Consider the following 23,974-nt stretch of genomic DNA (forward strand, 5'->3'; position numbering starts at 1 on the left):
TCATGCAGTGCGTGCTTAGTACAAATTTTTTGAATCATACGTTCAGTTTTTTTCGCGCATCCATTGCCATCGATGTTCTAGACTTCGGGGACGCAACGCTGAGCGGGCATTCCTCAGTTTTTCCTCCATTCGTTGCGTCAGGGAACTCAGGTAATGATTCGCATAGGTTCGCTTCTGGTCGATCTCGAGCGCCGGGAAGTGCTTGCCGACGGTAAGCCCGTCCGGCTGGGCAGCCGCGCATTCGATATGCTGGCCGTGCTGATCGCCGCGAACGGTGAACTGGTGTCGAAGAACGAGATGCTGAAGGCCGTCTGGCCGAATGCGATCGTCGAAGAAAACAATCTGCAAGTGCATATGTCGGCGCTGCGCAAGATGCTCGGCGACAGTCGCGGACTGATTCGCACGGTGTCCGGCCGAGGCTACCGCTTGCTGCAGAGCCGCGCGCCGAATGCGCCCGACGACGCGGACCACGAAGAACACGTGGCCGAGCGCGCCACCTCTCATCCCGCCACTCCCCATAACCTGCCTGGCAGTTACTCGCCGTTGATCGGCCGCGGCAAAGCGCTCGAAGACGTCGCGCTGGCCTTGTCGTCGGCTCGCCATGTGACGCTGGTCGGATCGGGCGGCATCGGCAAGACCCGCCTCGCGGTCGAGATCGCGCGTGGCCTGCTGACGCGTTTTCCCGATGGCGTCTATCTGGTCTCGCTGGCTTCCGCCACCGACGCGAGCGGCGTGCTGGCCGCATTCGCGGCGAGCGTCGGCGTCACGCCGTCGATGGGTCCGCTGACGCTCGCCACCCTCACCAGGGAAATCGGCGAGCGGCGCATGCTGTTCGTGCTCGACAACTGCGAGCACGTGCTCGGGCCCGCCGCGGAACTGGCCGAGACGCTCCTGAATGTGAGTCCCACGGTGCGCGTGCTGGCCACGAGCCGGGAGCCGCTGCGTGTTGCCGACGAGCATCTGTACTGGGTCGCTTCGCTCGACGTGCCGGCGCGGGACGATCCCAGCCAGGAGGTGCTGCAATGCAGTGCGGTCGAGCTGTTCGTGTCGCGTGCCCGCGCGATCGACACGCGTTTTTTCTCCGATGAGAGAAGCATTCACCTGACCGGCGAGGTGTGCCGCCGTCTCGACGGCATTCCGCTCGCGATCGAACTGGCGGCGGCGCGCGCGGCGATACTCGGCATCGAGACGCTCGCCGGCCATCTCGACGATCGCTTCAACATGCTGACCGGCGGCAATCGCACGGCGCTGCCGCGCCATCAGACCTTGAAGGCCACGCTCGACTGGAGCCACGCGCTGCTCGACGACGCCGAGCGCGCGACGCTGCGGCGGCTCGGCATCTTCGTCAACAGCTTCACGATGGAAGCGGCGATCGCGGTAGCCGGCGACGACACAATGCGCGAACTCGACGTGATCGCCGCCGTCTCCGGGCTGGTCGAAAAATCGCTGGTGGTGACGCGCATGGAAGGCGGCCGCGCCAGCTATCGGCTGCTGGAGACCATGCGCGCCTACGCGATCCAGAAGCTCGAAGACAACGGCGAGCGGCGCAGCGTCACGCTGCAGCACGCGCGTTACTTCCTGAGTCTGTTGGAGCGCGAGGCGCAGGGTCGCGCGGACCCGGCGAACGCGTTTTCCGACGCCTGGTATCAGCGCATGCGCGCGCTGCTGGACGACGTGCGCGCGGCGCTCGGCTGGGCGCTGTCGCCCAAGGGCGACGAAGCGCTCGGCGAGACGCTGGCCGTGAAGACGGTCTTTCTGCTGTATGAACTTTCGCTGGTCGACGAATGCTGCAGGTGGGCGCGGCGGGCGCTCGACGCCGTCGCGGCAACGCACTACGGCTCGCGCTCGACTCACCATCTGCGGGTTCGGATGGAACTGCAGGCGGCGCTCGGCGCGGCGCTGGTCTACGTCAATGGACCGGATCGCGAAACGCGCGGCCTGTGGTCCGAGATTCTGGCGTCGGCCATTGCGCTCGGCGACGCGGCGTTCGAAGCGCGGGCCTTGTGGGGCATGTGGAATGGGAGCCAGTCGTCCGGCGCGGCGCGCAATGCACTGGCGTTCGCGAAGCGCTTCGCGTCGCGCGCGGCCGAAACCGGCGACGCGGGCAACGCGGTGCTCGCGTACCGGTTGCTGGGCATCGCGTCGCACTATGCGGGCGATCAGCAGCAGGCGCGCGCGTCGATCGAACAACTGCTGCTGCGCTGCGACAGCTTGCGCTATGGTCTGCCGCTCGGGCGTTCGATCGATCAAGGTATCGTCGGCCGCGCGACGCTGGCGCGCGTGCTGTGGTTGCAAGGGTGGCGCGATCAGGCGATGCGGCACGCCGAGGCGTGCGTTGTCGACGCGTGCAATCAGCAACAGGCGATCGTCAAATGCTATGTGCTGATCGAGGCGCTGGTGCCGCTCGCGCTGTTATCGGGCAAGCGGGAGCGGGCCACTCAGGCGCTCGCGCTGCTGCACGAAGTCGCGACGCATGCGGGCTTGAGCGTGGCGCAAGCCTGTTGCCGTTGTTTCGGCGAATACCTGCGCTCGCTGGACGACGTCAGCCCGGAGCGTCTGCATGCGTTCCGTGTCGCGCTGGACCATCTCGAGTCGCTCGAATTTGGCGCGCCGCGCGCGATGCTGATCGGTCAGTACAGTCTCGCGCTCGGCCGCGCGGGTCAACGGGACGAAGGCGTGGCCACGGTGACGCGCGCGCTGATGCGTTGTGACGAAACCGGCGACCACTGGTATGCCGGCGAACTCAGGCGCATTCATGGCGAATTGCTGCTGATGGCGCCGGCGGGTGCGCCGCCGTCGGAGATCGTGGCGCGCGATGCGGAAGACTGTTTGATCGCGGCGCTGGAAGATTCGCTCGCGCAAGGCTGCCGCTCGTTGCAACTGCGTGCCGCGACCAGCCTGGGCGCGCTGTGGCACACGCAAGGCCGCAGCGTCGAGGCGGCGCAGTTGCTCAGTTCCGCATGCGCGAAGCTGACCGAAGGGCTCGACTGGGACGACTTCAAGGCCGCGACCAACGTGCTGCTGATCGCCTCGGCGGCGGCCGGCGAGCAGGGCGGCGCTTCAGCCGCTATCGCCTCAACAGCCTTAAAAGTCTCACAACCCGCCACCGTCAGAATTCCCCGCCCCCGCGCGGATTCATTCGACGAAGACGCTCGAAGCAACGTGGTAGAGCGCGACTAGGTCGGCTCTTCAGCCGTGCATCATTCTTTGTTGCGCGGCGTCGTCGATCAGGTTCGGCCGGTCCAGTTGCTCGACCCACCAACGCAGCGCCTTACCCGTTTCGTCGCCGCGCCACGCGAGATAGAAATGCGTGGTGTGCCGCATGCCGATCACTTCCTTCTGCACCAGTTCACCGCGGCTCAGCGGCTCGGCGGCGAGGCATTCCGGAATTGTGCCGGCCGCGAGACCGCGGATCTGCGCGGCGAGTTTCGCTTCGAGCGTCGGGACCGTCATGACCTCCTGGTGCTCGGCAATCGCGATGGTGCGCGGCGCCAGTTTGCGCGACGTGTCGCCGATCGCCACTACGCGATATTTCGCCACGAGATCTTGCGTCAGCGGGCCGGGCATCGACGCGAGCGGATGATCCGGTGCGACCACGAAGACATGCTTTAACGAGCCGATCGGTTTGGCCATCAGATTGGGAATCGGCGGCGGGTCGCCCGCCGCGCCCACCACCAGGTCCGCGCGACGCGTCAGCAGCGCGTCCCACGAGCCGCCCAGCACTTCTTTCGACAGATGCAGGCGGGTATCCAGCTTCAGCTTGTAGAAATCGCTGACGTGGTCCCACAGCAGATCGAACGGAATGATTTCGTCGATCGCGACATGCAGGTCGGTTTCCCAGCCGTGCTGGATGCGTTTGGCCTTGCATTCGAGGTCTTCCGCCGCCTGTAAAAGACGGCGTCCTTCCTCGACCACCACGCGCCCCGCGTGCGTGAGCGTGGCGCGCCTGCCGCTGCGGTCGAACAGCTTGACGCCGAGATCAAGCTCCAGCTTCTGGACCAGATACGTCAGCGACGACGGCACCTTGTGCAGCGTTTCGGCCGCACTGGCGAAGGTGCCGGTCCGGTCGATGGCGTCGAGCACCTGTAGCACTTCGAAAGAGAGATTCATGGCGAACGGCGGGAAGGCTTGAAGTACGCCAGCATACTGGATTCCGCGCGTTTTTCTAATGCTTTCCAACGCCTTCCAGCGACCCGCGTGGCTTTTTTCTTCGCGCGCCGCGAGCCGATCCATTAAGGTGTTTTTAGTCCGGTTCAGGACATTTTTGACGGGATAGCCTAGCCTTGGCAGATTACGGCAGCCGAACGGCGCCGGGCTATTTCGCGGCCACCCTGGCCACCCACCCATGCTCACCCAGCGCTTGACGACTGCCCTATGACGCCGCCCGCGGATGCCGACGGCGCGGCCGCGCCGCGCCTGCGTGACGAGTGGAAGGCGTACTGGAGCGACGACGCCCCGCGCCTGCTTCACATCGTTAAAGTCGCCATGGCGGCGACCCTGGCGATGGGCTTGTGCATGCGCCTGGAACTGCGCACGCCGGGCACGGCGATGGTGTCGTGCGTGATCGTGATGATGCATCAGCAAAGCGGCATGGTGATCGCGCGTGGTTTTTATCGCGGACTGGGCATGGTGTGCGGCAGTCTGGCGGGCCTTGTGCTGATCGCGTTGTTCCCGCAGCAGCCGCTGCTGTTCTTTCTCGCGTTGGCGGCGTGGATCGGCGCGTGCGTGTTCGGCGCGTCGTACTACCGCAATTTTCAGTCGTATGGTTTCGTGCTGGCCGGCTACGGCACGGCGATCACCGCGATGCCGGCGTGGTCGAATCCGTATGGCGTGTTCGACAACGTCGTCTTCACCGTGAGCGAAGTGGTGATCGGCGTGGTCTGCGCGAGCGTGATCAGCGCGGCGGTGTTTCCGCAGCGCGTCACGCCGGCGCTCTACGCATCGAGCCAGCGCAACTTCACGCATCTGTTGAATGCGTTGCATGCGGTGCTCGAACGCACGGCCGCCGTTGCCGGGTTCGACCTGTTTCTCGACCTGATCCGCGAGCGGGCCGGCGTGGAAACGCTGCGCAGCGGCGCGGTGTTCGAAGATCCGTCGATCCGTCTGCACAACCACCTGTTTCTCGATCTCGACCGGAGCTTTCTTGACACCGTGGCGTGGATTCATGCGCTGCATCAGTTGAAGGCGCGGGTCGCCGCCGAAGCCGGTCCGCGCGTGCTGGCGGTCGTCGACGAACTGCTCGGCGACCTGCTCGCCATCGTGCCGGATCTGCGCCAGACGGAACCGGTCGCGCTCGACCAGGTGCAGACCATGCTGGCTCGTCTCGACGCGTTCGAACAGGCGCTGCCCGCGCAACTGGAGCGTCTGCTTCGATCGCTCGACGGCCAGGCGCCGCAGCAGCGCCAGTTCGCGGCGACCACCGGCGCGGCGCTGTTCTTTTCAATCGCTGATCTGCGCTTGCTGTGCCGCGCTTATGTCGACGCGCGGGTCGAGGACCGGCAGCCGTGGAGCCTGTCGGTGTTTCAGGCGCTCAGCCGGATCGGCCGGACTCGCGCGACAGCCAACCGCACGGCGGCGCTGGTAGCCGGCGCGCGCGCGGCGATCGCGGTGCTGGCGGTCGGGGCAGCGTGGCTCGCGTCGGGCTGGGTGAACGGCTCCAGCGCGATCGTTGCGGTGGCGATTACCAGTGCGCTATTTGCGCTCGTGCCGAACCCGGCCGTGGTGAGCTGGCAGATTTTCGGCGGTTGCCTGTCCGGCTGGCTGGCGGGCTTCGGCTTCAACTTTTTTTTGTTGCCGCGCTTCGATAACTTTCCGTTGCTCGCGGCGACGATAGCGATCTTCGTGATGGTGGGCAGCTACGTGAATTCGTTCGCGAAGACGGCGGTGCTCGGGCTCGGCTTCAGCATCTATTTTTGCTTCATTGTCAGCATTTCGAATCCGACTGTTTATAACCCGAGCGCTTACCTCGATACCGGCTTTGCGCTGCTGGTCGGTATCGCCGCCGCGGCGGTCGCGTTCTCGACCATCGTGCCGCGCGCGGGCGACTGGATTTCAGCGCAGTACCTGAAGCAGATTCGTGCGCTGGTGGCGGAGAGTGCACGTGACGACGAACTCGACGATCTGCTTTACAGCTTCGAATTGAGTCTGCGCGATTTCATCATCCAGATCGCGGCGGCGCCGGTCGATCCGCGCGTGGATCGCAATCGTCTGATCGGCTGGGCGTTCGCCGCGCTGGAGATTGGCCGCGCGATGATCCAGATGCGGCTCGATACCGAACGGCTCGGCGGCGCGCTGCCGACCGGCTGGCCCGCCGCGCAGGACGCGTGGCTCGCGGCGCTCGCCGAGCTGTTCTGCAGTGCCGCGCCGCAGGCCGCTCAAGCCGCCTTGGCCGCGACGCGGCGCGCGCTGGACGTGTTGCCGATCACGCACAGCAACACGGTGGATGCCGCGATGCTCACGCATTGCCGGATGCGCGCGTTGCTGCACTTCACGGAACTGACCTTGCAGGACGATACTGTGTGGCTGTGGCAAACCCCGGGAGCGCCGGCATGAGCGCGCGTTGTCTGTTCACCTTGACGAGATCGCGAGCGATAGCGGCGGCGCTCGCGTGTATGTCGCTGCTGGGCGCGTGCACCGACAGCGGCGGCATCCATACGCGCGAGTCGATGATCGACCCGGCATCGCTCGATGCGGGGGCCGCGTTGCGCGCAACCCAGCGGGACGCGAAGTGGCCCACCGACCGCTGGTGGCAACCGTGGGGCGACCCGCAACTCGACACGCTGGTGCAGGACGCCACGGCCGGTAATCCCGGCTTGCGCGCGGTCGAGGCGCGGATCGACGCGGCGCACTTCCAGCTACAGATTGCCGGTGCGGCCGAGTTGCCGCAACTCGATGCCGGCGGCAGTTTCGAGCGCCGCCGCTATGCGCGCTACAACACGCCGGCGCCGCCGGGCGGCACGACGGTGTGGAGCAACAGCATCCAGGCGGATCTCTCTTACGACCTCGATTTGTGGGGCAAAACCCGCGCGCTTCGCGAAGGCGCGCTCGACAACCTGCATGCGACCGCCGCCGACGCGCGCTTCGCCGAAATCGAATTGCAAACCGCCGTGGTGCGCAGCTACGTGCAGTTGTCGTTGCAGTACGCGCTGCTGGACGTCTACCGCGCGGTGCAGGACGAGCAGCAGCACACGCTCGACATCGCAACGCGCCGCTGGCACGCGGGCGTGGGCAGTCAGCTCGAAGTCAGCCAGGCCGCCACGCAGTTCGCGACGAGCACGACGCGCGTGCAGCAAGCGCAGCAGCAGCTTGCGTTGACCCGCATCGTCCTCGCCGGGCTGGCCGGCAAAGGACCGGGTTACGGCGACACGCTGCGCCGTCCGGGCCTCGCCTTGAGCGTGCCGGTCGCGTTGCCGGCGTCGCTACCGGCGGACCTGCTCGGCCATCGGCCGGACGTGGTGGCGGGGCGTTGGCGCGTGCTCGAAGCGGACAAGGGCATCGACGCCGCGCACGCCAACTTCTATCCGGACATTGATTTGCTGGCGACGGCGTCGCTCGGTTCGGCGGCGACCTTCGGCGGCTTCTTCAACTTTCTGAATAGCGACGGCATGGGTCACGGCGTAGGCGCCGCGATCTCGCTGCCGATCTTCGACGGCGGACGCCGGCGCGGCCAATACGGTGTAGCAGTCGCCTCGCGCGATGCCGCGGTCGACGCGTACAACCAGAGCGTGGTGAACGCGATGCAGGGCGTGGCGATTCAGGTGGTGTCGCTGCGTTCGCTCGACCAGCAGCAGGCGTCGGTGGAAAGCACGCTGGCGTCGGCGCGCCGCTCGTTCCGGCTGGCCGACACCGGCTATCGCAGCGGCATCACCGAATTTCTGAACGTGCTGGCCGCGCAGAACGAACAGTTGCAGCAGGAGGAAAGCCTCGCGCAGATTCAGGCGAAACGCCTCGACGCGTGGGCGCTTCTGATGAAAGAGCTGGGCGGCGGTTTCGCGTCCGCACCGGCCGACGACGTGTCGCAAGGAGCCAGCGATGCCGGGCGAAATTGATCTGTTCTCGCTGCTGGTGCCGGGGCTGCTGCCGATTCTCGTCGGCTGCGCGCTGCTGTTTTTTGTGCTCGATCTGGTGCTGGCGAGGCTCGGCTTCTATCGCTATACGTGGCACCCCGGGCTATTCCGCATCGCGTTGTTCGCCGCGCTGTTCAGCGGCATCGCGCTGTTGCTGCGTCAATAAGCTCGCAACTGAAACGCTTCCATGAATTCACCGACCGTCAACGTCCGGCCAAGAAGATGAAAACGCAATCCCTGCTGCGCGCAGCTTTCACGCTTACCCTTCTCGTCGTGGCGATTCTGCTGGTGCGCCTGCTGTGGCTCGACTACATGTTCTCGCCGTGGACGCGCGACGGCCGGGTTCGCGCCCAGGTCGTGCAGGTTGCCACCGACGTCTCCGGCCTCGTCAGCGAAGTGCGGGTGAAGGACAACCAGTTCGTGCGCAAAGGCGACATTCTGTTCGTGCTCGATCCGGCGCGTTTCCACTACGCGGTGGCGCAAGCCGATGCCGATCTGCTGCGCGCTCAGGCGCAGGTGGAGCAGGCCCGCGCGCAGATGGCGGGCAGCGAATCCGGCTTCGCGATGAAGCGCGCGCAGGCGGCGCGTCGCGCCAATCTGGCGGGCGATGTGATTTCCGATGAAAGCCGCGTCGACGCAGCGTCGCTCGCGAAGCAATCAGCCGCCGCGTATGCCGCCGACGTCGCCGCTTACAGCGCGGCCCAGGCGCAGGTCAAGACCGCACAGGTCGCGCAGCAGACGGCGGTGCTCAATCTCGCGCGCAGCGAAGTGCACGCGCCGACCGATGGTTACATCACCAATCTGAATCTCTATCCAGGCGATTTCGCCACGGCCGGCAGCGCGCGAATGGCGCTGATCGACTCGCATTCGTTCTGGGTCTATGGCTACTTCGAAGAAACCAAGCTGCCGCATGTGCATGTGGGCGATCAGGCGGTGGTGCGGCTGATGTCGGGCGGCGAAGAGATTCTTGGGCACGTCGATAGCCTTGCAAGCGGGATTGCCGATCGCGACAATCCGACCAGCAACGGCGATCTGCTCGCCGACGTCAATCCGATCTTCACGTGGGTGCGCCTTGCGCAACGCGTGCCGGTGCGGGTGCATCTCGACCACATTCCCGCCGGGATGAAGCTCGCGATGGGCATGACCTGCACGGTCACGCTGCGGCCGAAAGACGGTCACTCGTCGTGAACGTTTGAGCGTCTTAACGCCTGGCGATTGACGCGCTTGACGTTTGACGAATCACGACCGTAGAAACTATTCAGCACCGCCGGCTGTTATGCAGCCGTACGGTGCTGATGATGGGTTCGCTTCGGGTGCTGTCCGGCTGATCGAGCCGGACAGCACCCGACCTGACCTTAGCCTTGTTGCAGGAACGCCAGCAGATCGGCGTTGACCTTATCGGCTTCCGTCGTGCACATGCCGTGCGGCGCGCCCGGATAAACCTTCAGCGTGGCGTTCTTGACGATCTTTGCCGACATGCGGCCAGCCTGGTCGATCGGCACGATCTGGTCGTCGTCGCCATGCAGCACCAGCGTCGGCACGTCGATCTTCTTCAGATCGGCCGTGTAGTCGACTTCCGAGAATTCCTTGACGCAGTCGTACTGGCCTTTGATCGAGCCGAGCATGCCTTCGCGCCAGAACTCGTCGATCGTGCCTTGTTCGATCTTGGCGTTCGGACGGTTGAAGCCGAAGAACGGCACTGCGAGGTCTTTATAGAACTGCGAGCGGTTGCTCGCGACGCTCGCACGAATGCCGTCGAATACCGACATCGGCAGACCGTTCGGGTTGCTTTCGGTCTTGACCATGATCGGCGGCACCGCGCCGATCAGCACCATCTTCGAGACGCGCGAGGTGCCGTGACGGCCGACGTAGTGAGCGATTTCGCCGCCGCCCGTCGAGTGGCCCACCAGCATCGCGCCCTTCAGGTCGAGTGCGTTGATCACCGCGGCCAGATCGTCCGCGTACGTGTCCATGTCGTTACCGTGCGACGGCTGGTCCGAGCGGCCATGACCGCGGCGGTCGTGTGCAATCACGCGATAGCCCTTGTTGACCAGGAACAGCATCTGCGGGTCCCATGCATCGGCGTCGAGCGGCCAGCCGTGCGAGAACACCACCGGCGTACCGGTGCCCCAGTCCTTGTAAAAGATTCGCGTGCCGTCTTTAGTCGTAACGTAATTCATGGTGTGACGCTCTCCTTGATGTGAATGGGACGAGTTGCCCGTGTGCGTGCTGCTGCTGGCGGATGCCGCTGCCATGGCGGCGCCCGGTGCTGCCATGGCGGCGACGGCTGCACCCGCTGCGCCAGCGCCTGCCATGAGTAGTTGACGGCGCTGCGCCGACGGCGTTTCGGATGAATGGGCCAAAGTGATTCTCCAGTCTTGTGTTGTTTCTTGTGTCGTTGATGGATGTGCCTTTCTGACGCGTGCGTCATGGGACATCACAGGTTGAATCCTACGGCGCGACCGGCTGTGCTGAACTTCAGAATGCTTAATTGTTCTTAACGGGATTCGAGGTCGAACCGTAGGGAAGTTGAAGGCCAACGAGGCCGGCGGCGGGCGCGATCCGGCCACGGCGGCGGCGCCTTTTTCACACCAGGTACAATCCACGCAAACTATCGTGTTGAGTTGCATCGGGTCGTTCGCGTGTGAGGCATGCATTGCTCGCACCGTCCATACGCACACCATCGCAACGATCCATTCATTTCTCAGGGTCACAATGAGTCGATTTTTTGCCGTGGCAGCGGCCGTGTGGGGCATCGGGGGATGCGTCGCGCTGATCGTCGGTCTGCTGTTTCTAGGCGCGGCCAATTCCTTCGGCGCGGCGCTGACGCCTTACGTCGGCGGCGGGTTGATGGCGCTCGTCGGGGTGCTCGGGCTGATTGCCGGATTGATCGCGGCGGTCTGGCCTTCGTCGAAGAAGAAGGCGGCACGTGGCGAGGACAAACCATGGCTGCGCGACGATCGCTGAAGCGGCGCTAAAGTTTGTGCCGCGCGCTGCCGTTATGCATTGAGGGGCAGTCCGTCGGGCTTGCCCAATCTCGACGAATCGACCTGTTTAAAGGAGGTGTGCTGATGCAGATCACCAGCGCGACCAGCCTCAATGCGTGGCAAACCAACGGCGGCGGAACGGCCGCGACGACTACGGCGAATTCAGCGGCTTCGGGTTCTGCCGCGGCGGGTTCGGCCTCTACGTCCGCTACCTCGTCGGGCTCATCGGGCTCATCCGGTTCTTCCGGCTCGCAGTCCGGTAGCGCTACATCGACCTCGGCGGCTTCGGGTTCGTCGAGTAGCAGCGGCAGCAGTTCGACCACTCACGCCAAAGGTAAGGGCGGCAAAGGTGGCGGCGGAGGTGGCGGTGGCGGTGCGTCCAGCAGCTCGAGCGCCACTGAATTCGAAATGCAGGAGCTCACGCAACTGATCCAGCGGCTGCAGGCGCAACTCGCGGCGGTCGAGTCGCAAATGTCGCAAGCGCAGGGCTCGCAAACACGGACATCGCACAGTTCGCCATCGCAAGCCAGCCAGTCGATCGGGGCGATTCAGTCCGGCGGCAGTGCTTCAGCCGACGCATCCGCGCAAACCACGCAGGCCAAACATTCGCGCCAATCCAGCAGCTCGACGCAATCGACTGACGACGACGTTCAGGTCAGCGCCCAGTAAGTTCGTGTGAGCAGTTTGTCGAGCCAGGTGTCGACGATCAATTCCGCGATCGAAATGGCCACCTCGGAGCTTGCCCAACTGATGCTCGCCTCCGGCAAGACAACCGGCATGGTCGACACGGAAGCCTGAGTCGTTCGCTCACGACGCACGCCGCACGCCGTCACCGCTCACTGTCTTTTGGACTCAACCAGTCGGCACGGGACGGCGCCCGTGCCGTCGCGTCAGATATTGATCTGACCGCCCATTTCCACCACGCGATTCGCGGGCAGGCTGTAGTACTCGGCCGCCTGCGCCGCGTTCCTCGCGAGGAACGCGAACAGCTTCTCGCGCCACAACGACATCGCCTTGCTTTCGCCGGTCGCCAGCACCGTATCGCGTGCGAGGAAGAACGACGTGTCGGAAGGCTCGTAGTGCCATTCCGGAATCTGTTTCTGCACGAACTCCAGAACGCGCGGCACGTTGGGAATCTCGGTGAAGCCATGACGCACGACCACCGAGTAGCAGCCATGCCCCAGATCTTCGACCACGGCTTTCTGTTCGTCCGGCACGTGAGGCACGTTGTCGGTCGTACCGGCCATGAAGATGTTGAACTGATGCATAACGCCGTTGTGCTTCAGATTGTGCAGAAACGCGCTGGGCGCCATGCCGGCCACGCCGCCGGGAAACACCGCGGTGCCGTTGGTGCGCGGCGGCGAATGAGCGCCGTCGCACAGCGAATGAATCAGGGTCGCGAGCGGAAGGTTGTCGCTTCTCATCCGCTCCATCAGGGTTTCGCGCCCTTTGTGCCACGTGGTCATCACGGTGAACAGCACGCCGCCCGCCAGTAACGGGAACCAGCCGCCTTCCATGACCTTGCTGACGTTGCTCGACACGAACACGGCGTCGACCAGCGCGAGCGGCACGATGACCACGGCCGTTTTCAGCGGGCTCCATTTCCACAGGTCGTGGGTAATGAAATACATCAGCAGGGTCGTCAGCAGCATGGTCGACGCCACCGCGATCCCGTACGCCGCCGCGAGGTTATCCGACGATTTGAAGAACACGACGAGGAACACCACCGCCGCGTAAAGCGAGATGTTGATGAACGGCACGTACACCTGGCCCATCTCGTGCGACGACGTATGGACCACCGGAATGCGCGGCAGGAAGCCGAGTTGCACGGCCTGCTTGGTCATCGAGAACGCGCCGGAAATCACCGCTTGAGACGCGATGATGGTGGCCGCCGTGGCCAGGATCACCAGCGGAACCAGTGCCCAGCCCGGCGCCGACTGGAAGAACGGTTGGGCGATGGTCGACGGTTTATCGAGCACCAGCGCAGCCTGGCCGAAGTAATTCAGCACCAGGCTCGGCAGCACGAGAAACAGCCACGCGAGATTGATCGGCCGCTTGCCGAAGTGCCCCATGTCCGCGTAAAGCGCCTCGCCGCCGGTCAACGCGAGAAACACGGAACCCAGCACGATGAACGCGGTGCCGGGCGCATGCGTCACGAACGCGAACGCATAGGTCGGCGACACGGCTCGCAGAATATCGATGTGCGGGATGATATGCGACAAGCCGAGCGCCGCCAGCGTGACGAACCAGACGATCATGATCGGCCCGAACACTTTGCCGACCGCGCCGGTGCCGCGCTTCTGAATCTTGAAGAGGCCGGTGAGAATCACGAGCGAGATCGGCACGATCCACTCGGTGAGATGCGGATCCACCAGCGTCACGCCTTCCACCGCGGAGATCACGGAGATGGCCGGCGTGATCATCGAATCGCCGTAGAACATCGCCGCGCCGAACACGCCGAGGGTCAACAGCACTTGCCGCAGTCGCTCGGGCGCTACGCGCGAAGCGAGCGCGGTGAGCGCGAGGATGCCGCCTTCGCCGTCGTTATCGGCACGCATCACGAAAGTGACATATTTAAGCGTCACGACGATGATGATGGCCCAGAGAATCAGCGACACGATGCCGAAGACGTTCAATTGCGTGATGCCGCCGGCCGCCTTCAGACATTCGCGAAGCGTGTATAGCGGACTGGTACCGATGTCGCCGAACACAACGCCGATAGCGCCCAGTACGAGGCTTGGCGCGGCCGCCTTGGCGGTGGCGTTGGGTGAGGAAGTCGCGGAGGAGGACATAGGTCTGTCGTAAGCGGAGTAAAGGCGGCGGAAACGTCAGCGTGGCGGGACGGGCGGCGATGGATGCCGGTCGTGCGACTCGCTAGCTGAGGCAAAGGATAGGCCGGGCCGGGCGTGGTCTGTGTGCGCGACCCTACCTCAGCCGCCAGATTCCCCAGATCGCGATGAGTAGGGCGAGTCCGAACCCACCGCCCAGCAGGATGTAAGTACTCATGTGAATCCTCGATGTCTTCGGCGAAGCATGATTGACGCGTCGCGTTGCGACACGTGCCAGCCCGAATCCTACCGTGGCTTCCTTTCAGAAAACATCGCGATGCCTTTACCCAGCACGCTTGCACGTCGCGTTCGACGCCGCGAGTCGCGGGTTTGTCTGATATCGGCGCTGGCGCTGGCCTATAACGAATTGCAGAGTCCGCATGAGGGATTCGCGTTTGCATGACGTTAACGCCGAGGTGCATCGTGGCCAAACTAGCGGTTTTTATCGGACGCCTTCAATGGGTTGCGTTCGCGTTGATGATGAGTCTGGGCAGTCAGGCCATGTCGCAGGAGAAGGCCGCGATGACGTCGTCGTCCGATCAGGTCAAGGTCATGGCGGAAAACGAGAAGGTGGTGGCCTCGGAGGAACGCATCAAGCCGGGCGCTGAAACCGATAGCCGCGCGCGCCCTTATCGCGTGGTGCGTGCGATGAAAGGCGGTTCGATCCAGCGGATCTATCCTGACGGAAGAAAAGAAATGGCCATGTGGAAGACCGGCGAGGTGCGTGTCTTCGAGGCGAGCGGTCCTTACAAACTCAAGAATGTCGGCAAGGAGGATGTCGTCTTCTACATCGTCGGGTTGAAGTGATCGGGAGGACGAGCCGGAGTAGATCATTTCGCAAACGTGTTAAAACACCGGATCGCTTTCGTTATCGAATCCGGGAGTCGTTCGATGCGGCCGGCTGTTGGCCCGCGCTGAGCGATGTCCTGTTTCCCGTTTGATGAAATTAAAATTACAACCATGATCCGTCTTCTCACCGCCGCCGACGCCGGCCTTTTCAGATCGTTGCGTCTTCTTGCCGTAGACAACTCGCCAACTTCAATCTGGCCGACTCGCGAGGAAGAGTCGGCGCGCTCGACTGAACAAACCATCGCGCGTATTCAATCGACCGAACTGCAGGCGGTTTTCGGCGCGTTCGCTGATAGTGAGTTGATCGGGATTACCGGTGTGCGTCGCGAGCCTCTGGTTCAGGTGCGTCATAAGGCGACAATCTGGGGCGTGTTCGTTCACCCTTCGCGGCGGGGGCAAGGTATTGCTCAGTCGCTGTTGTCGGCCGCGACAGTGCATGCGTCGAACGAGTGGGACTGCGTTCAGTTGATGTTGTGCGTCAATGCGGAAAATGTAGCCGCGAGAAAATTGTATGTATCGCAAGGGTTTGAGCGCTTCGGCGTAGAGCCGCGCGCCATGCAGATAGATGGCCGGTTTTACGATGAAGAGCACATGGTTAAACGGCTGCGGTGACGCGAGTCTTTCGCGCATTCCTCGCCCGCTTCTTTTCTACTCCCCGTTATTGCAAGGCTTCGACTAAGTATGACGGAGACTCGTGATTTATTGCTTGCGCTCAAGCGGCTCGCGAAAGTGGATACTCGTCCGCCGTCGTTGCTGCGCGTCGCGGCTCGGCCTTCCATGTTCGCGTTCGTCGCACGAGAAAAAGAGCGAATTGCCGATGTATTCCTGCCGCGTCCGTCGTTGATCGTGGTGCTCGAGGGGTCGAAGGAACTTGTGACGATGGGCCGGCAACTACGCTTCGCCGCCGGTCGCGCAATCGTGCTGCCGGGCGGATGGCGTGGCGATGTCGTCAATCTGCCCGATCAGGTCACCGGCTTTTACCGGGCGCTCTTTCTGGATTTCTCGGAAGCGCTCGTTCTCGGCGCGCATCGCGCTCATCCGGAATGGCAGGCGCAAACGGGCGCACAGAACATCGAGGCGCAACTCGATCCGCTGTTGATCGGCGCGATCCTGCATTCCGCCGAAGGCATTGCAACGCAATCGCTTCCTCCCGTGCTGGTCGATCATCGGATCATGGAGATTCTGTTGATCCTCGGCACGCGCGGTGTTTTGCCGTTACGCCCGCACGCGTCGGCGCAGTCCACCGCCGACGCCGTACGCGCGCTCGTGCGCTGGCGGCCCGATCATCCGTGGACGGCCGATCTGTTGTCGGCGGAATTGGGCATGAGCAACGCCACGCTCAGGCGCAAGCTCGCGGGCGAGGGCCAATCGTTGCGTGCGTTGCTCGCCGAAGAACGGATGGCTGCGGCGTCTTCCCTGCTGAAGGAGGCGGGCGTTTCAGTCCGCGATGCGGCGCTGGCGTCGGGGTATCAGTCGTCGCGACGCTTCATCGAGCGATTTCGTGAGATTGAGGGCGCCGATCCGCGTGCGCTCCGCGATTCGCAGCCGATCGACGACGGCAAATAATCGCGAGTCACCGCGTGTGAGTCGTCGTGACGACGAGACGGCTTTCGCTTCTCAATTGCGGGTATCGAAACAACTGATCGGATCTGGCCGAACTTTGAGCGTTTGCGTGCGCGCTGGGGCGCACCGTGCTTGCTAATTTGTCGTGACGGGCAAACTAGTGAGAACGGAAATGAAAACGACAACCAGACTTTGCGCGGCAGCGGTCGCCGCGACATCCCCATTCGTATTTGCTTTTGCGTTCGGCGCGGCCGGCGCGGCCAGCGCTCAGGCTGGCGCGGAGATGTTGCGGGTTGTGATCGGTGTGTCGAAAGCGCCGGCATCCGCGGCGGTACACGAGCTTGCGCTCGCGAACGCGTCCTGCGTGTCGACCACGGCCGGCAGAAGCGCACCCGGCGCGAACCGGAGTCTCCCGGTGACCTGGTCGCGAGGACCGGCCGGCACGCGATCCTACGCGTTGACCCTGATCGATCCCGATGTACCGCTCAACTTGTCGACGCTGAACCAGCCCGGCACGAGCATCGCATTCGACGCGCCTCGCCAGGAGTTCGTCCACTGGGTGCTCGCCGATATTCCCGGGGATCGGACCACCTTGCCGGAAGCACTGGACGGCGACGGCCACCTTCAGGGCGGTTTGCCGCTTGAACGCACGGTGTACGGTGTCAGAGGTCAGAACGGCTTCGCGGCCTTCATGAAGGACGGTCCGTATGGCGGCTACATGGGCCCCTGTCCGCCATGGAACGATGAGCGTGTGCATCGCTATCGGGTGACGGTTTACGCACTCGATGTCGACACGCTCGGATTGTCGGGGGCGTTCAGCCGCGCAGATCTTTTGCGCGCGATGAAGACGCATGTTCTGGCCACGGGAAGCGCGAGCGTCGATTACTTCGTGAATCGCGGGGCGCGGCGCTGAAAGACCACAGGCTGTCGAGAATGCGCCGGCCTGCGCGTGCTCCGCACTTTCCCTCTCAACTCCGCTTCAGAAGCCGCTGTGGCGTTTCGCCCATTTCCCGCCGGAACATCGCGATAAAACTGCTGCTGCTCTGATAGCCCAGATCGTCGGCGACTTTCGCCACGGAGTCGCCGACCACCAGACGCGACATCGCCTCGACCAGACGCAACTGCTGACGCCATTGTCCGAAGGTGAGCCCCGTCTCCAGCCGGAAAAGACGCGCCAGCGTCCGCGCGCTCGCGCCGACGGTCTCGCTCCATTCGTCGAGCGTGTCGTCGTTGTCGGGCGAGGCCAGCAACTGGCTGCAGATCGCCCTGAGCCGTCGATCGCTGGGCAGTGGCAGTCCGCCTTGCGTCGTCGAATCGGCGCGGCACAGCAGCTCGAGCAGCAACGGCGCAATGTGCGCGCCGAGGCTATCGGCTGCATATTCTTGCGGCTCCTCCGCCAACTTGGTCGTCAACTCGTGCATTAGCGGCGTGACCAGCAGAACGCGGCACGCCGGCCATAACCACGGCGCGGCGTCGGGCTCCAGATACACGCTGTAAGTGTCGACGCTGCCGATTGCATGAATCTCGTGGTCGACGCCGGGCGGCAACCAGATCGCCCGCATGGGCGGCAGCATCCAGCTGCCCATCGGCGTCAGCACGCGCACGGCGCCGTTCATCGCGTAGCACAACTGCGCCTGCTCGTGCGCGTGCCAGATTTCGCGTTGCCCATTCGTATAGGACGAACCGCGCGCCATTACAGGTCGCGGTTGACGACGGTATTCGACGCCGAATTGCGCTCGCCAGATTGGATCCATCTAAAAGCTCTCGTTTAAGTCTGCCAAAAAGTGTCTGTTTTGCGATGTTTGATGGCAAGACAGCGCGACAATACCGGCGCTATCCTTCCACGACTTCTGCGGTTTCGCAAGCCAATGCGATAAAGAATAGTAACGATTCGCATTCGTACTCGTATTTGATGCGACATAATGACAATTGAAGGGATGGTGGAAATGAGCGGTCGGGGATCGAAACGAATGAGAAAGACGCGTTGGGCAATGGCCACGATGTGGCTGACGGCTGCCGCCGCGGCTCATGCACAGAGCGCAGGGGAGATCACCCAAACGGGCGGCGCGAACGCAGCCGGTGGCGCGGACAAAAACACGCTGCCGGCAGTCGTGGTGACGGCAGGCTCGGGAGACGACAAGGAAACGTTCGGCTATGTCGCGAAGCGCAGCGTTGCCGGTTCGAAGACGGATACGCCGCTGATTCGAACGCCGCAGTCGGTTTCCGTCGTGACGCGCGAGCAGATGGACGCGCAAGCGGCGCAAACGCTGGACGCCGCGATCCGCTACGTGCCGGGTGTCACCTCCCAGGACAACGAAACGCGCTTCGATCAGATCACGGTTCGCGGCTTCAGCCTCGACAGCGATACGTATCTCGACGGCCTGCGCCTGATGCGCACTACCTGGTACGCGTCGCCGCGAATCGATCCGTATTTCCTCGATCGTATCGACGTGGTGCGCGGACCGGTTTCGGTCCTGTACGGCCAGGGCAGTCCCGGCGGCGCGGTGCTGATGACCAGCAAACTGCCGACCGCCTACCCGTTCCACGAGTTGCAATTGCAGATTGGCAGCGACAACCGCTATCAGGGCATGTTCGACATGAGCGGCCCGGTCGATAAAGACGGCACGATTCTGTACCGCGTAACAGGACTCGCGCGCGACGCCGATTCGCAGACCGATCACATCAAGGAGCAGCGGCTCGCGATTGCGCCGTCGGTGACGTTCCGCCCCGACAGGAACACGAGCCTCACGCTGCTGGGCAGCTATCAGTACGATCCGCAAGGCGGCCTGTTCAATCCGGTGCCCGCGGCCGGCACGATCCTGCCGAATATCAACGGACACATTTCGTCGCATGACTATCTCGGCGATCCGAACACCGACCGCCTCAAGCGCCAGCAGTTTTCGATCGGCTATCTGTTCGAACATGCGTTTAGCGATACCTGGAAGATCCGCCAGAATGTCCGCTATCTGCATCAGGACATTCAGTACTACCAGAACTCGCTATTCGGCTCGCTCGCCGACGATCAGCGTACCGCCGGCCTCTTCACCAATAACAACGACGAACACCTGACGAACTTCAGCGTCGATACGCAGGCCGAGGCGAAGTTCGACACGGGAGCAATCAATCACACCGTGCTGTTCGGTTTCGACGTGCAGCGCGTGATGGATCGCATCAGCCGTGGTTATTCGCTGGGTACGATCGATATTTTCGCGCCCGACTACAGCAACGTCGCCTTCGTGCCGGACAGCACGAAGCAATACATCGCGCAAACGCAGTACGGCCTCTACGCGCAGGATCAATTGCGTTACAAGCGCTGGACCTTGACGCTCGGTGCTCGTCAGGACTGGGCCCGCAATTCGAATACCACCGACGGCGTCGGCACGCTCAGCCAGCAGCACGCCTTCACGTGGCGCGCGGGGCTGAACTACGAATTCGAATCGGGCATTGCGCCCTATGCGAGTTTTGCGAAATCGTTTCAGCCGGTTGCCGGCGCGAACTTCGACGGTTCGCCGTTCCAGCCGACCCGCGGCAAGCAGTATGAAGTGGGCGTGAAGTATCAGCCCAAGGGCTACAACGCGTTGTTCACCGTGGCCGCATTCGACCTGCGTCAGCAGAACGTCCAAACGTCGGACGACGCGCATCCCGGCTTTACGAATCAGACGGGCGAAATCCGCTCGCGCGGTTTCGAAGCCGAAGCGCGCATCGGTCTCACCGAAGGGCTGAACCTGATCGCGTCGTATGCGTTCCTGAATCAGCGCGTGACCGCGGCCGGCGCCGACGATCCGTCGTTGAACAAGCGGCCGCCGTCGGGCAATCCCACCAACATGGCGTCGATCTGGCTGGACTACACGCTGCATGCCGGCAATCTGCGCGGCCTCGGCTTCGGCGGCGGCGCGCGCTATATCGGCACGACATACGGCGACGCGGGCAACACCTTCCAGGTGCCGAGTCACTTCCTCGTCGACGCGGTGGTGCACTATGACGTCCGCAACTGGCGCTTCGCGGTCAACGCCAACAATCTGTTCAACCGTCAGTACATTGCCTATTGCACGAACAGCGTGCAGTGCTACTACGGCTCGGACCGCTCGGTGATTGGGACGGCGAGGTATCAATGGTAATCGGCGTACACGGTTAGATATGCACCTTCTCTGGTCAATGGTAAAGGGCTCGCGCGGGCGCTTGCTCGTCGCGATCGTCATGAGTCTCGTCAGCGGTTTCGGCAACGCGGGGCTGGTCGCGCTGATCAATCAGGCGCTCGCGTCGCCACGCGAGCAACTGGTCGAACTCGGCGTGCGTTTCTTCGCGATCGGCGTCGTCGTGCTCATTACGCGCACGGTGTCGCAGACCCTCTTCATGAGTCTCGGCCAGAACGCCAAGGCGAGTCTGCGAATGAGAACCATCGAGCGGATTTCGACGGCGCCCTATGCGAGCATCGAACGTCAGGGATCGGCACGCGCGTTGGGCGTGCTGACCCAGGATCTCGACACGATCGTCGTGCTGTTCGTCAGCTTGCCCGGACTCATGATGAACGGTGCGGTGATTGCCGGTTGCCTCGTGTATCTGGGCTTCCTGTCGTGGCAGGTGCTCGCTTTTGCGTCGCTCACCGTGCTGATCGGCGCGGTGGGTTTTCGTGTGGCCCATACGCGCGGCCTGTTCCATCTGCGTAATTCGCGGCGCCGGGAAGATGCGCTGGTGCATCACTTCCGCGCGCTATTCGACGGTGCGAAAGAACTGAAGCTGCATCGGGCGCGCATGCGCGCTTTCGTCGACGACACGCTCGCCGGCAACATCGAGGCGGTGCGCGTACAGCGCACGCGCGGCTACGTGCTGTATGCCGCCGCGGCGAGCTGGGGCAGCTTCATTTTCTTCGCGTTCATTGGCTGCGTGCTGTTCGTTCTGACGCGCTATCTGCCCGTGACGCCGCATGTCATGTCCGGCTACGCGATGATCTTTCTGTACATGATCATGCCGATCGAAAGCCTGCTTTCGTCGATTCCGAACCTCGGCACGGCGCGCGTGGCGCTCGAACGCATCGAGCAAGTGAATGCAGAGCTGCCCGTCGAGCGAACGGACCTGGTCGCGCACGCGGCGTCGTTCGACAGCATCGTGCTGGAAGGCGTCACGCACCGCTATTTCAGGGAAAAGGAAAACGACGTCTTTACGCTGGGCCCGATCGATCTGAGCTTTCGTCCGGGCGAACTCGTTTATCTGATCGGCGGCAACGGCAGCGGCAAGACCACGCTTGCCAAGATGATCGTCGGCCTCTACACACCGGAAAGCGGACGTATCCTGCTGAACGGCGAAGCGGTCGGCGAAGCGCAGCGCGATGCTTACCGACAGCACTTTTCGGTGGTTTTCAGCGACTTCTTTCTGTTCGACACGCTGTTCGGCATCAAGCTGGACAACGTGGATGCGCTTGCGCACGCGCTACTCGACGAACTGCAACTGTCGCACAAGGTCCGCATCGAGAACGGCGTGTTTTCGACGCTCGACCTGTCGCAAGGTCAGCGCAAGCGGCTCGCGCTTCTTGTCGCGTATCTGGAAGACCGGCCGTTTTATCTGTTCGACGAATGGGCCGCGGATCAGGACCCGCTCTTTAAAGATGTGTTCTACCGGCGGCTGTTGCCCGAGTTGAAGGCGAAAGGCAAAGCGGTCGTTGTCATCACGCACGACGACCGTTACTTCCCGCTCGCGGATCGCTATATCAAGCTGGATTTCGGCCAGGTGGTCGAACAGGGCGGCGGCGCCGCGCCGTCCGGCGACCCCTTTCATGCCGGCACGGCCGGCACGTTCGCGGCGGGTGCTTCGGCGCGTGCCTGATGGGCATTTCCTTTTTTTCAAGCCGCAGCGTGCTGCGGAACGGTTCAGAGTTCATGGCCAATACGAGTTCGTCTTTCACGGAATCCGCGCCGGCGTCGTCGCTGTTCGAACTGGACAAGGTCCGATTCGATGTGGGTGCAACGACGCTGCTGGATGGTATCGATCTGTCGATTTCCCGCGAGTGCGTGACCGGCCTGATCGGTCACAACGGGTCGGGCAAGACCACCTTGATGCGTTTGCTGGCGCGCCATCACGCGCAAGGTGCGGGCGCGATCCGCTTCGACGGCAAGCCGCTGGCCGCGTGGAAGCCGCGCGAATTCGCGCGTCGGGTGGCGCATCTGCCGCAATACACGCCCTCTACGGACGGCTTGCTCGCGCGTGAACTCGTCGCGCTGGGCCGCTATCCGTGGCACGGCAGTCTCGGTGTATTCGGCGACGAGGATCGCGAGCGGGTCGCCGAGGCGATGCAAATGACGGACGTGACCCACTACGCGGACCGGCAGGTGGATAGTCTGTCCGGCGGCGAGCGTCAGCGCGTGTGGCTGGCCATGCTGATCGCGCAGGACAGCCGCTGCCTGCTGCTCGACGAACCGACGTCCGCGCTCGATGTGGCGCACCAGGTCGAGGTGCTGGACCTCGTGCGCACGCTGTGCGCCGAGCGTGGCATTGCAGCCGTGATCGTGCTGCATGACATCAATATGGCCGCGCGCTTTTGCGATCGGATCGTCGCGCTGCGCAACGGCAAGATCCTGATGCAGGGCTCGCCTCGCGACATCATGACCGGCCCGAACCTCGAAGCGATCTACGGCGTGCCGATGACGGTGCTGCGAGATCCCGCCAGCGGCCGCGCCGTCGGTATTCCGCAATGAAGACGGGGAGCGTTGTGCCGGATCGCTCGAAGAAACGCCGTCTCTGTCTGCGCGCGCTGGCCGCGACCGCGCTCGGCGCGACGGTTGCCGCGCACGGCGCCACGCCGCAAGCCGCCGCCCGCGTGCCACGGCGGCTCGTCGTGCTGAACTGGGATCTGACGGAGATGGTGCTGTCGCTCGGCGTCGCGCCGATCGGCGTACCGGCGCCCTCGTGGTACACGAGTAGCGTGGTGGCGCCGCCGTTGCCGGCCGGTGTCGTCGACGTCGGTTTGCTGTTTCAGCCGAACTACGATTTGCTGTACGAGTTGCGGCCGGACCTGATGGTGATCACCCCCGCGCATGCGAGCGTGAAGGGTTCGTTCGAGCGCATTGCGCCGACCTTGACGCTCGGCGCGTACATGACGGATCCGCAACCGTATCAGGCGATGCGTGCCGAACTGTCCATACTCGCCAGACGCCTGGGTCTCGAAGCGCGGGCCCAGTCGCTGATGGACGAAACCGACCGGGTGCTCGCGCGCTCGCGTGCGGCGCTCGACGCCGCCTTGCCGACCGGCGGCTATGCGCAGGTCTATGTCGCCCAGGCGATCGACGATCGTCATCTGCGGATTTTCGGCGGCGCCAGCATGTTCGGCGACGTCCTGCGGAGGCTGGGCATTCGCAATGCCGCCACCGCGTCGGCGGACGGCGCGCGTGACGCACTGGTGGCGGGAGGCGCTGCCTCCAGCATCGTCGAACTCGAACGGCTGATCGTCGCGCCGGACGCTCATCTCCTGTGGGTCGGGGCAGGCGAGGACGGCACGGCCGCCGGTCTGCAACGCAATCCGGTGTGGCGGCAACTGCCTTTCGCGCAGCCCGGCAGATCGGCGATCCTGCCGGTCATCTCGCCGAGCGGCGCGTTGATTTCCGTTCAGCGGTTCACTCGCGCCGTCGTGGACGCCCTGCCAACGCGGAACAGCCATGTCGTATAACCCAATGCCCAATTTCAACCGGCG

At 63.6% G+C, this 23,974-nt stretch carries 20 protein-coding genes; 16 read left to right on the forward strand and 4 right to left on the reverse strand.

Annotated elements, in window-relative coordinates:
• The first annotated feature begins 153 nt into the window (after nt 1-153).
• Entirely contained in the window at nt 154-3,180 is a 3,027-nt protein-coding gene (locus FA94_RS22235; protein ID WP_081936032.1) for an ATP-binding protein, read from the forward strand.
• A gap of 9 nt (nt 3,181-3,189) precedes the next feature.
• Here FA94_RS22235 and FA94_RS22240 read toward each other — a convergent pair whose 3' ends face one another.
• Nucleotides 3,190-4,110 carry a LysR family transcriptional regulator gene (locus FA94_RS22240; RefSeq protein WP_035562680.1) on the reverse strand — a complete coding sequence of 307 codons (921 nt, stop codon included), beginning with the start codon at nt 4,108-4,110 and terminating at the stop codon, nt 3,190-3,192.
• 264 nt (nt 4,111-4,374) lie between these two features.
• On the opposite strand from FA94_RS22240, the gene FA94_RS22245 reads away from it, so the two are divergent.
• The 4 genes from FA94_RS22245 to FA94_RS22260 are packed head-to-tail and all read left to right on the forward strand — an operon-like array spanning nt 4,375 to nt 9,254.
• Nucleotides 4,375-6,552 carry an FUSC family protein gene (locus FA94_RS22245; RefSeq protein WP_035555215.1) on the forward strand — a complete coding sequence of 726 codons (2,178 nt, stop codon included), beginning with the start codon at nt 4,375-4,377 and terminating at the stop codon, nt 6,550-6,552.
• Nucleotides 6,549-8,048 (forward strand): efflux transporter outer membrane subunit, encoded by a 1,500-nt coding sequence (locus tag FA94_RS22250; protein ID WP_081936034.1) that lies wholly within the window; start codon nt 6,549-6,551, stop codon nt 8,046-8,048. The genes FA94_RS22245 and FA94_RS22250 overlap by 4 nt, the downstream gene beginning before the upstream one ends.
• Entirely contained in the window at nt 8,032-8,232 is a 201-nt protein-coding gene (locus FA94_RS22255) for a DUF1656 domain-containing protein (protein ID WP_035555218.1), read from the forward strand. The genes FA94_RS22250 and FA94_RS22255 overlap by 17 nt, the downstream gene beginning before the upstream one ends.
• A gap of 56 nt (nt 8,233-8,288) precedes the next feature.
• Complete coding sequence (locus tag FA94_RS22260) at nt 8,289-9,254, forward strand: HlyD family secretion protein (protein ID WP_035555221.1); 966 nt, start codon at nt 8,289-8,291, stop codon at nt 9,252-9,254.
• Between the two features lie 167 nt (nt 9,255-9,421).
• Here FA94_RS22260 and FA94_RS22265 read toward each other — a convergent pair whose 3' ends face one another.
• The gene (locus tag FA94_RS22265) at nt 9,422-10,246 is read right to left on the reverse strand and encodes an alpha/beta fold hydrolase (protein WP_035555223.1); all 825 of its coding nucleotides are present in this window, start codon (nt 10,244-10,246) and stop codon (nt 9,422-9,424) included.
• Nucleotides 10,247-10,595: 349 nt separating this feature from the next.
• Here FA94_RS22265 and FA94_RS38755 point away from each other — a divergent pair, with 349 nt between their 5' ends.
• The 3 genes from FA94_RS38755 to FA94_RS39790 all read left to right on the forward strand — a co-directional run bounded on the left by FA94_RS38755 (nt 10,596) and on the right by FA94_RS39790 (nt 11,851).
• A complete protein-coding gene (locus FA94_RS38755) occupies nt 10,596-11,033 on the forward strand; it encodes an ABC transporter permease family protein (RefSeq protein WP_156126687.1) in 438 nt (145 codons plus the stop codon).
• A gap of 104 nt (nt 11,034-11,137) precedes the next feature.
• The gene (locus FA94_RS22275; protein WP_035555230.1) at nt 11,138-11,722 is read left to right on the forward strand and encodes a hypothetical protein; all 585 of its coding nucleotides are present in this window, start codon (nt 11,138-11,140) and stop codon (nt 11,720-11,722) included.
• A gap of 6 nt (nt 11,723-11,728) precedes the next feature.
• The gene (locus FA94_RS39790) at nt 11,729-11,851 is read left to right on the forward strand and encodes a hypothetical protein (protein ID WP_286166024.1); all 123 of its coding nucleotides are present in this window, start codon (nt 11,729-11,731) and stop codon (nt 11,849-11,851) included.
• A gap of 92 nt (nt 11,852-11,943) precedes the next feature.
• On the opposite strand, the gene FA94_RS22280 is transcribed toward FA94_RS39790, so the two are convergent.
• Nucleotides 11,944-13,845, reverse strand: coding sequence for a potassium transporter Kup (locus FA94_RS22280; protein WP_035555233.1), 1,902 nt, complete (start codon nt 13,843-13,845; stop codon nt 11,944-11,946).
• Nucleotides 13,846-14,304: 459 nt separating this feature from the next.
• On the opposite strand from FA94_RS22280, the gene FA94_RS22285 reads away from it, so the two are divergent.
• The 4 genes from FA94_RS22285 to FA94_RS22300 all read left to right on the forward strand — a co-directional run bounded on the left by FA94_RS22285 (nt 14,305) and on the right by FA94_RS22300 (nt 17,206).
• Nucleotides 14,305-14,688: a hypothetical protein gene (locus FA94_RS22285; RefSeq protein ID WP_231585002.1), complete on the forward strand. Its 384-nt coding sequence runs from the start codon at nt 14,305-14,307 to the stop codon at nt 14,686-14,688.
• 114 nt (nt 14,689-14,802) lie between these two features.
• A complete protein-coding gene (locus tag FA94_RS22290; RefSeq protein ID WP_231585003.1) occupies nt 14,803-15,342 on the forward strand; it encodes a GNAT family N-acetyltransferase in 540 nt (179 codons plus the stop codon).
• A gap of 69 nt (nt 15,343-15,411) precedes the next feature.
• Nucleotides 15,412-16,296, forward strand: coding sequence for a helix-turn-helix transcriptional regulator (locus FA94_RS22295; protein ID WP_035555239.1), 885 nt, complete (start codon nt 15,412-15,414; stop codon nt 16,294-16,296).
• Between the two features lie 169 nt (nt 16,297-16,465).
• On the forward strand, nt 16,466-17,206 hold the full coding sequence (locus FA94_RS22300; protein ID WP_051980658.1) for a YbhB/YbcL family Raf kinase inhibitor-like protein: 741 nt from the start codon (nt 16,466-16,468) through the stop codon (nt 17,204-17,206).
• A 55-nt stretch (nt 17,207-17,261) separates the two neighbouring features.
• On the opposite strand, the gene FA94_RS22305 is transcribed toward FA94_RS22300, so the two are convergent.
• The gene (locus tag FA94_RS22305; protein ID WP_035555242.1) at nt 17,262-18,047 is read right to left on the reverse strand and encodes an AraC family transcriptional regulator; all 786 of its coding nucleotides are present in this window, start codon (nt 18,045-18,047) and stop codon (nt 17,262-17,264) included.
• 216 nt (nt 18,048-18,263) lie between these two features.
• Here FA94_RS22305 and FA94_RS22310 point away from each other — a divergent pair, with 216 nt between their 5' ends.
• From FA94_RS22310 to FA94_RS22325, 4 genes are read left to right on the forward strand one after another with little or no spacing between them, the layout of a single operon-like run.
• Complete coding sequence (locus FA94_RS22310) at nt 18,264-20,411, forward strand: TonB-dependent siderophore receptor (RefSeq protein ID WP_063771792.1); 2,148 nt, start codon at nt 18,264-18,266, stop codon at nt 20,409-20,411.
• Nucleotides 20,412-20,430: 19 nt separating this feature from the next.
• Entirely contained in the window at nt 20,431-22,113 is a 1,683-nt protein-coding gene (locus FA94_RS22315) for a cyclic peptide export ABC transporter (RefSeq protein ID WP_051980659.1), read from the forward strand.
• Between the two features lie 53 nt (nt 22,114-22,166).
• Nucleotides 22,167-22,982, forward strand: a complete 816-nt coding sequence (locus tag FA94_RS22320) for an ABC transporter ATP-binding protein (protein ID WP_035562692.1) — start codon at nt 22,167-22,169, stop codon at nt 22,980-22,982.
• Nucleotides 22,979-23,950: an ABC transporter substrate-binding protein gene (locus tag FA94_RS22325; protein WP_063771793.1), complete on the forward strand. Its 972-nt coding sequence runs from the start codon at nt 22,979-22,981 to the stop codon at nt 23,948-23,950. Before FA94_RS22320 ends, FA94_RS22325 begins: the two co-directional genes overlap by 4 nt.
• The last annotated feature ends 24 nt before the right edge of the window (nt 23,951-23,974 follow it).

It is taken from the genome of Burkholderia sp. 9120 (genome assembly GCF_000745015.1).
Taxonomy (GTDB): Bacteria; Pseudomonadota; Gammaproteobacteria; order Burkholderiales; family Burkholderiaceae; genus Paraburkholderia.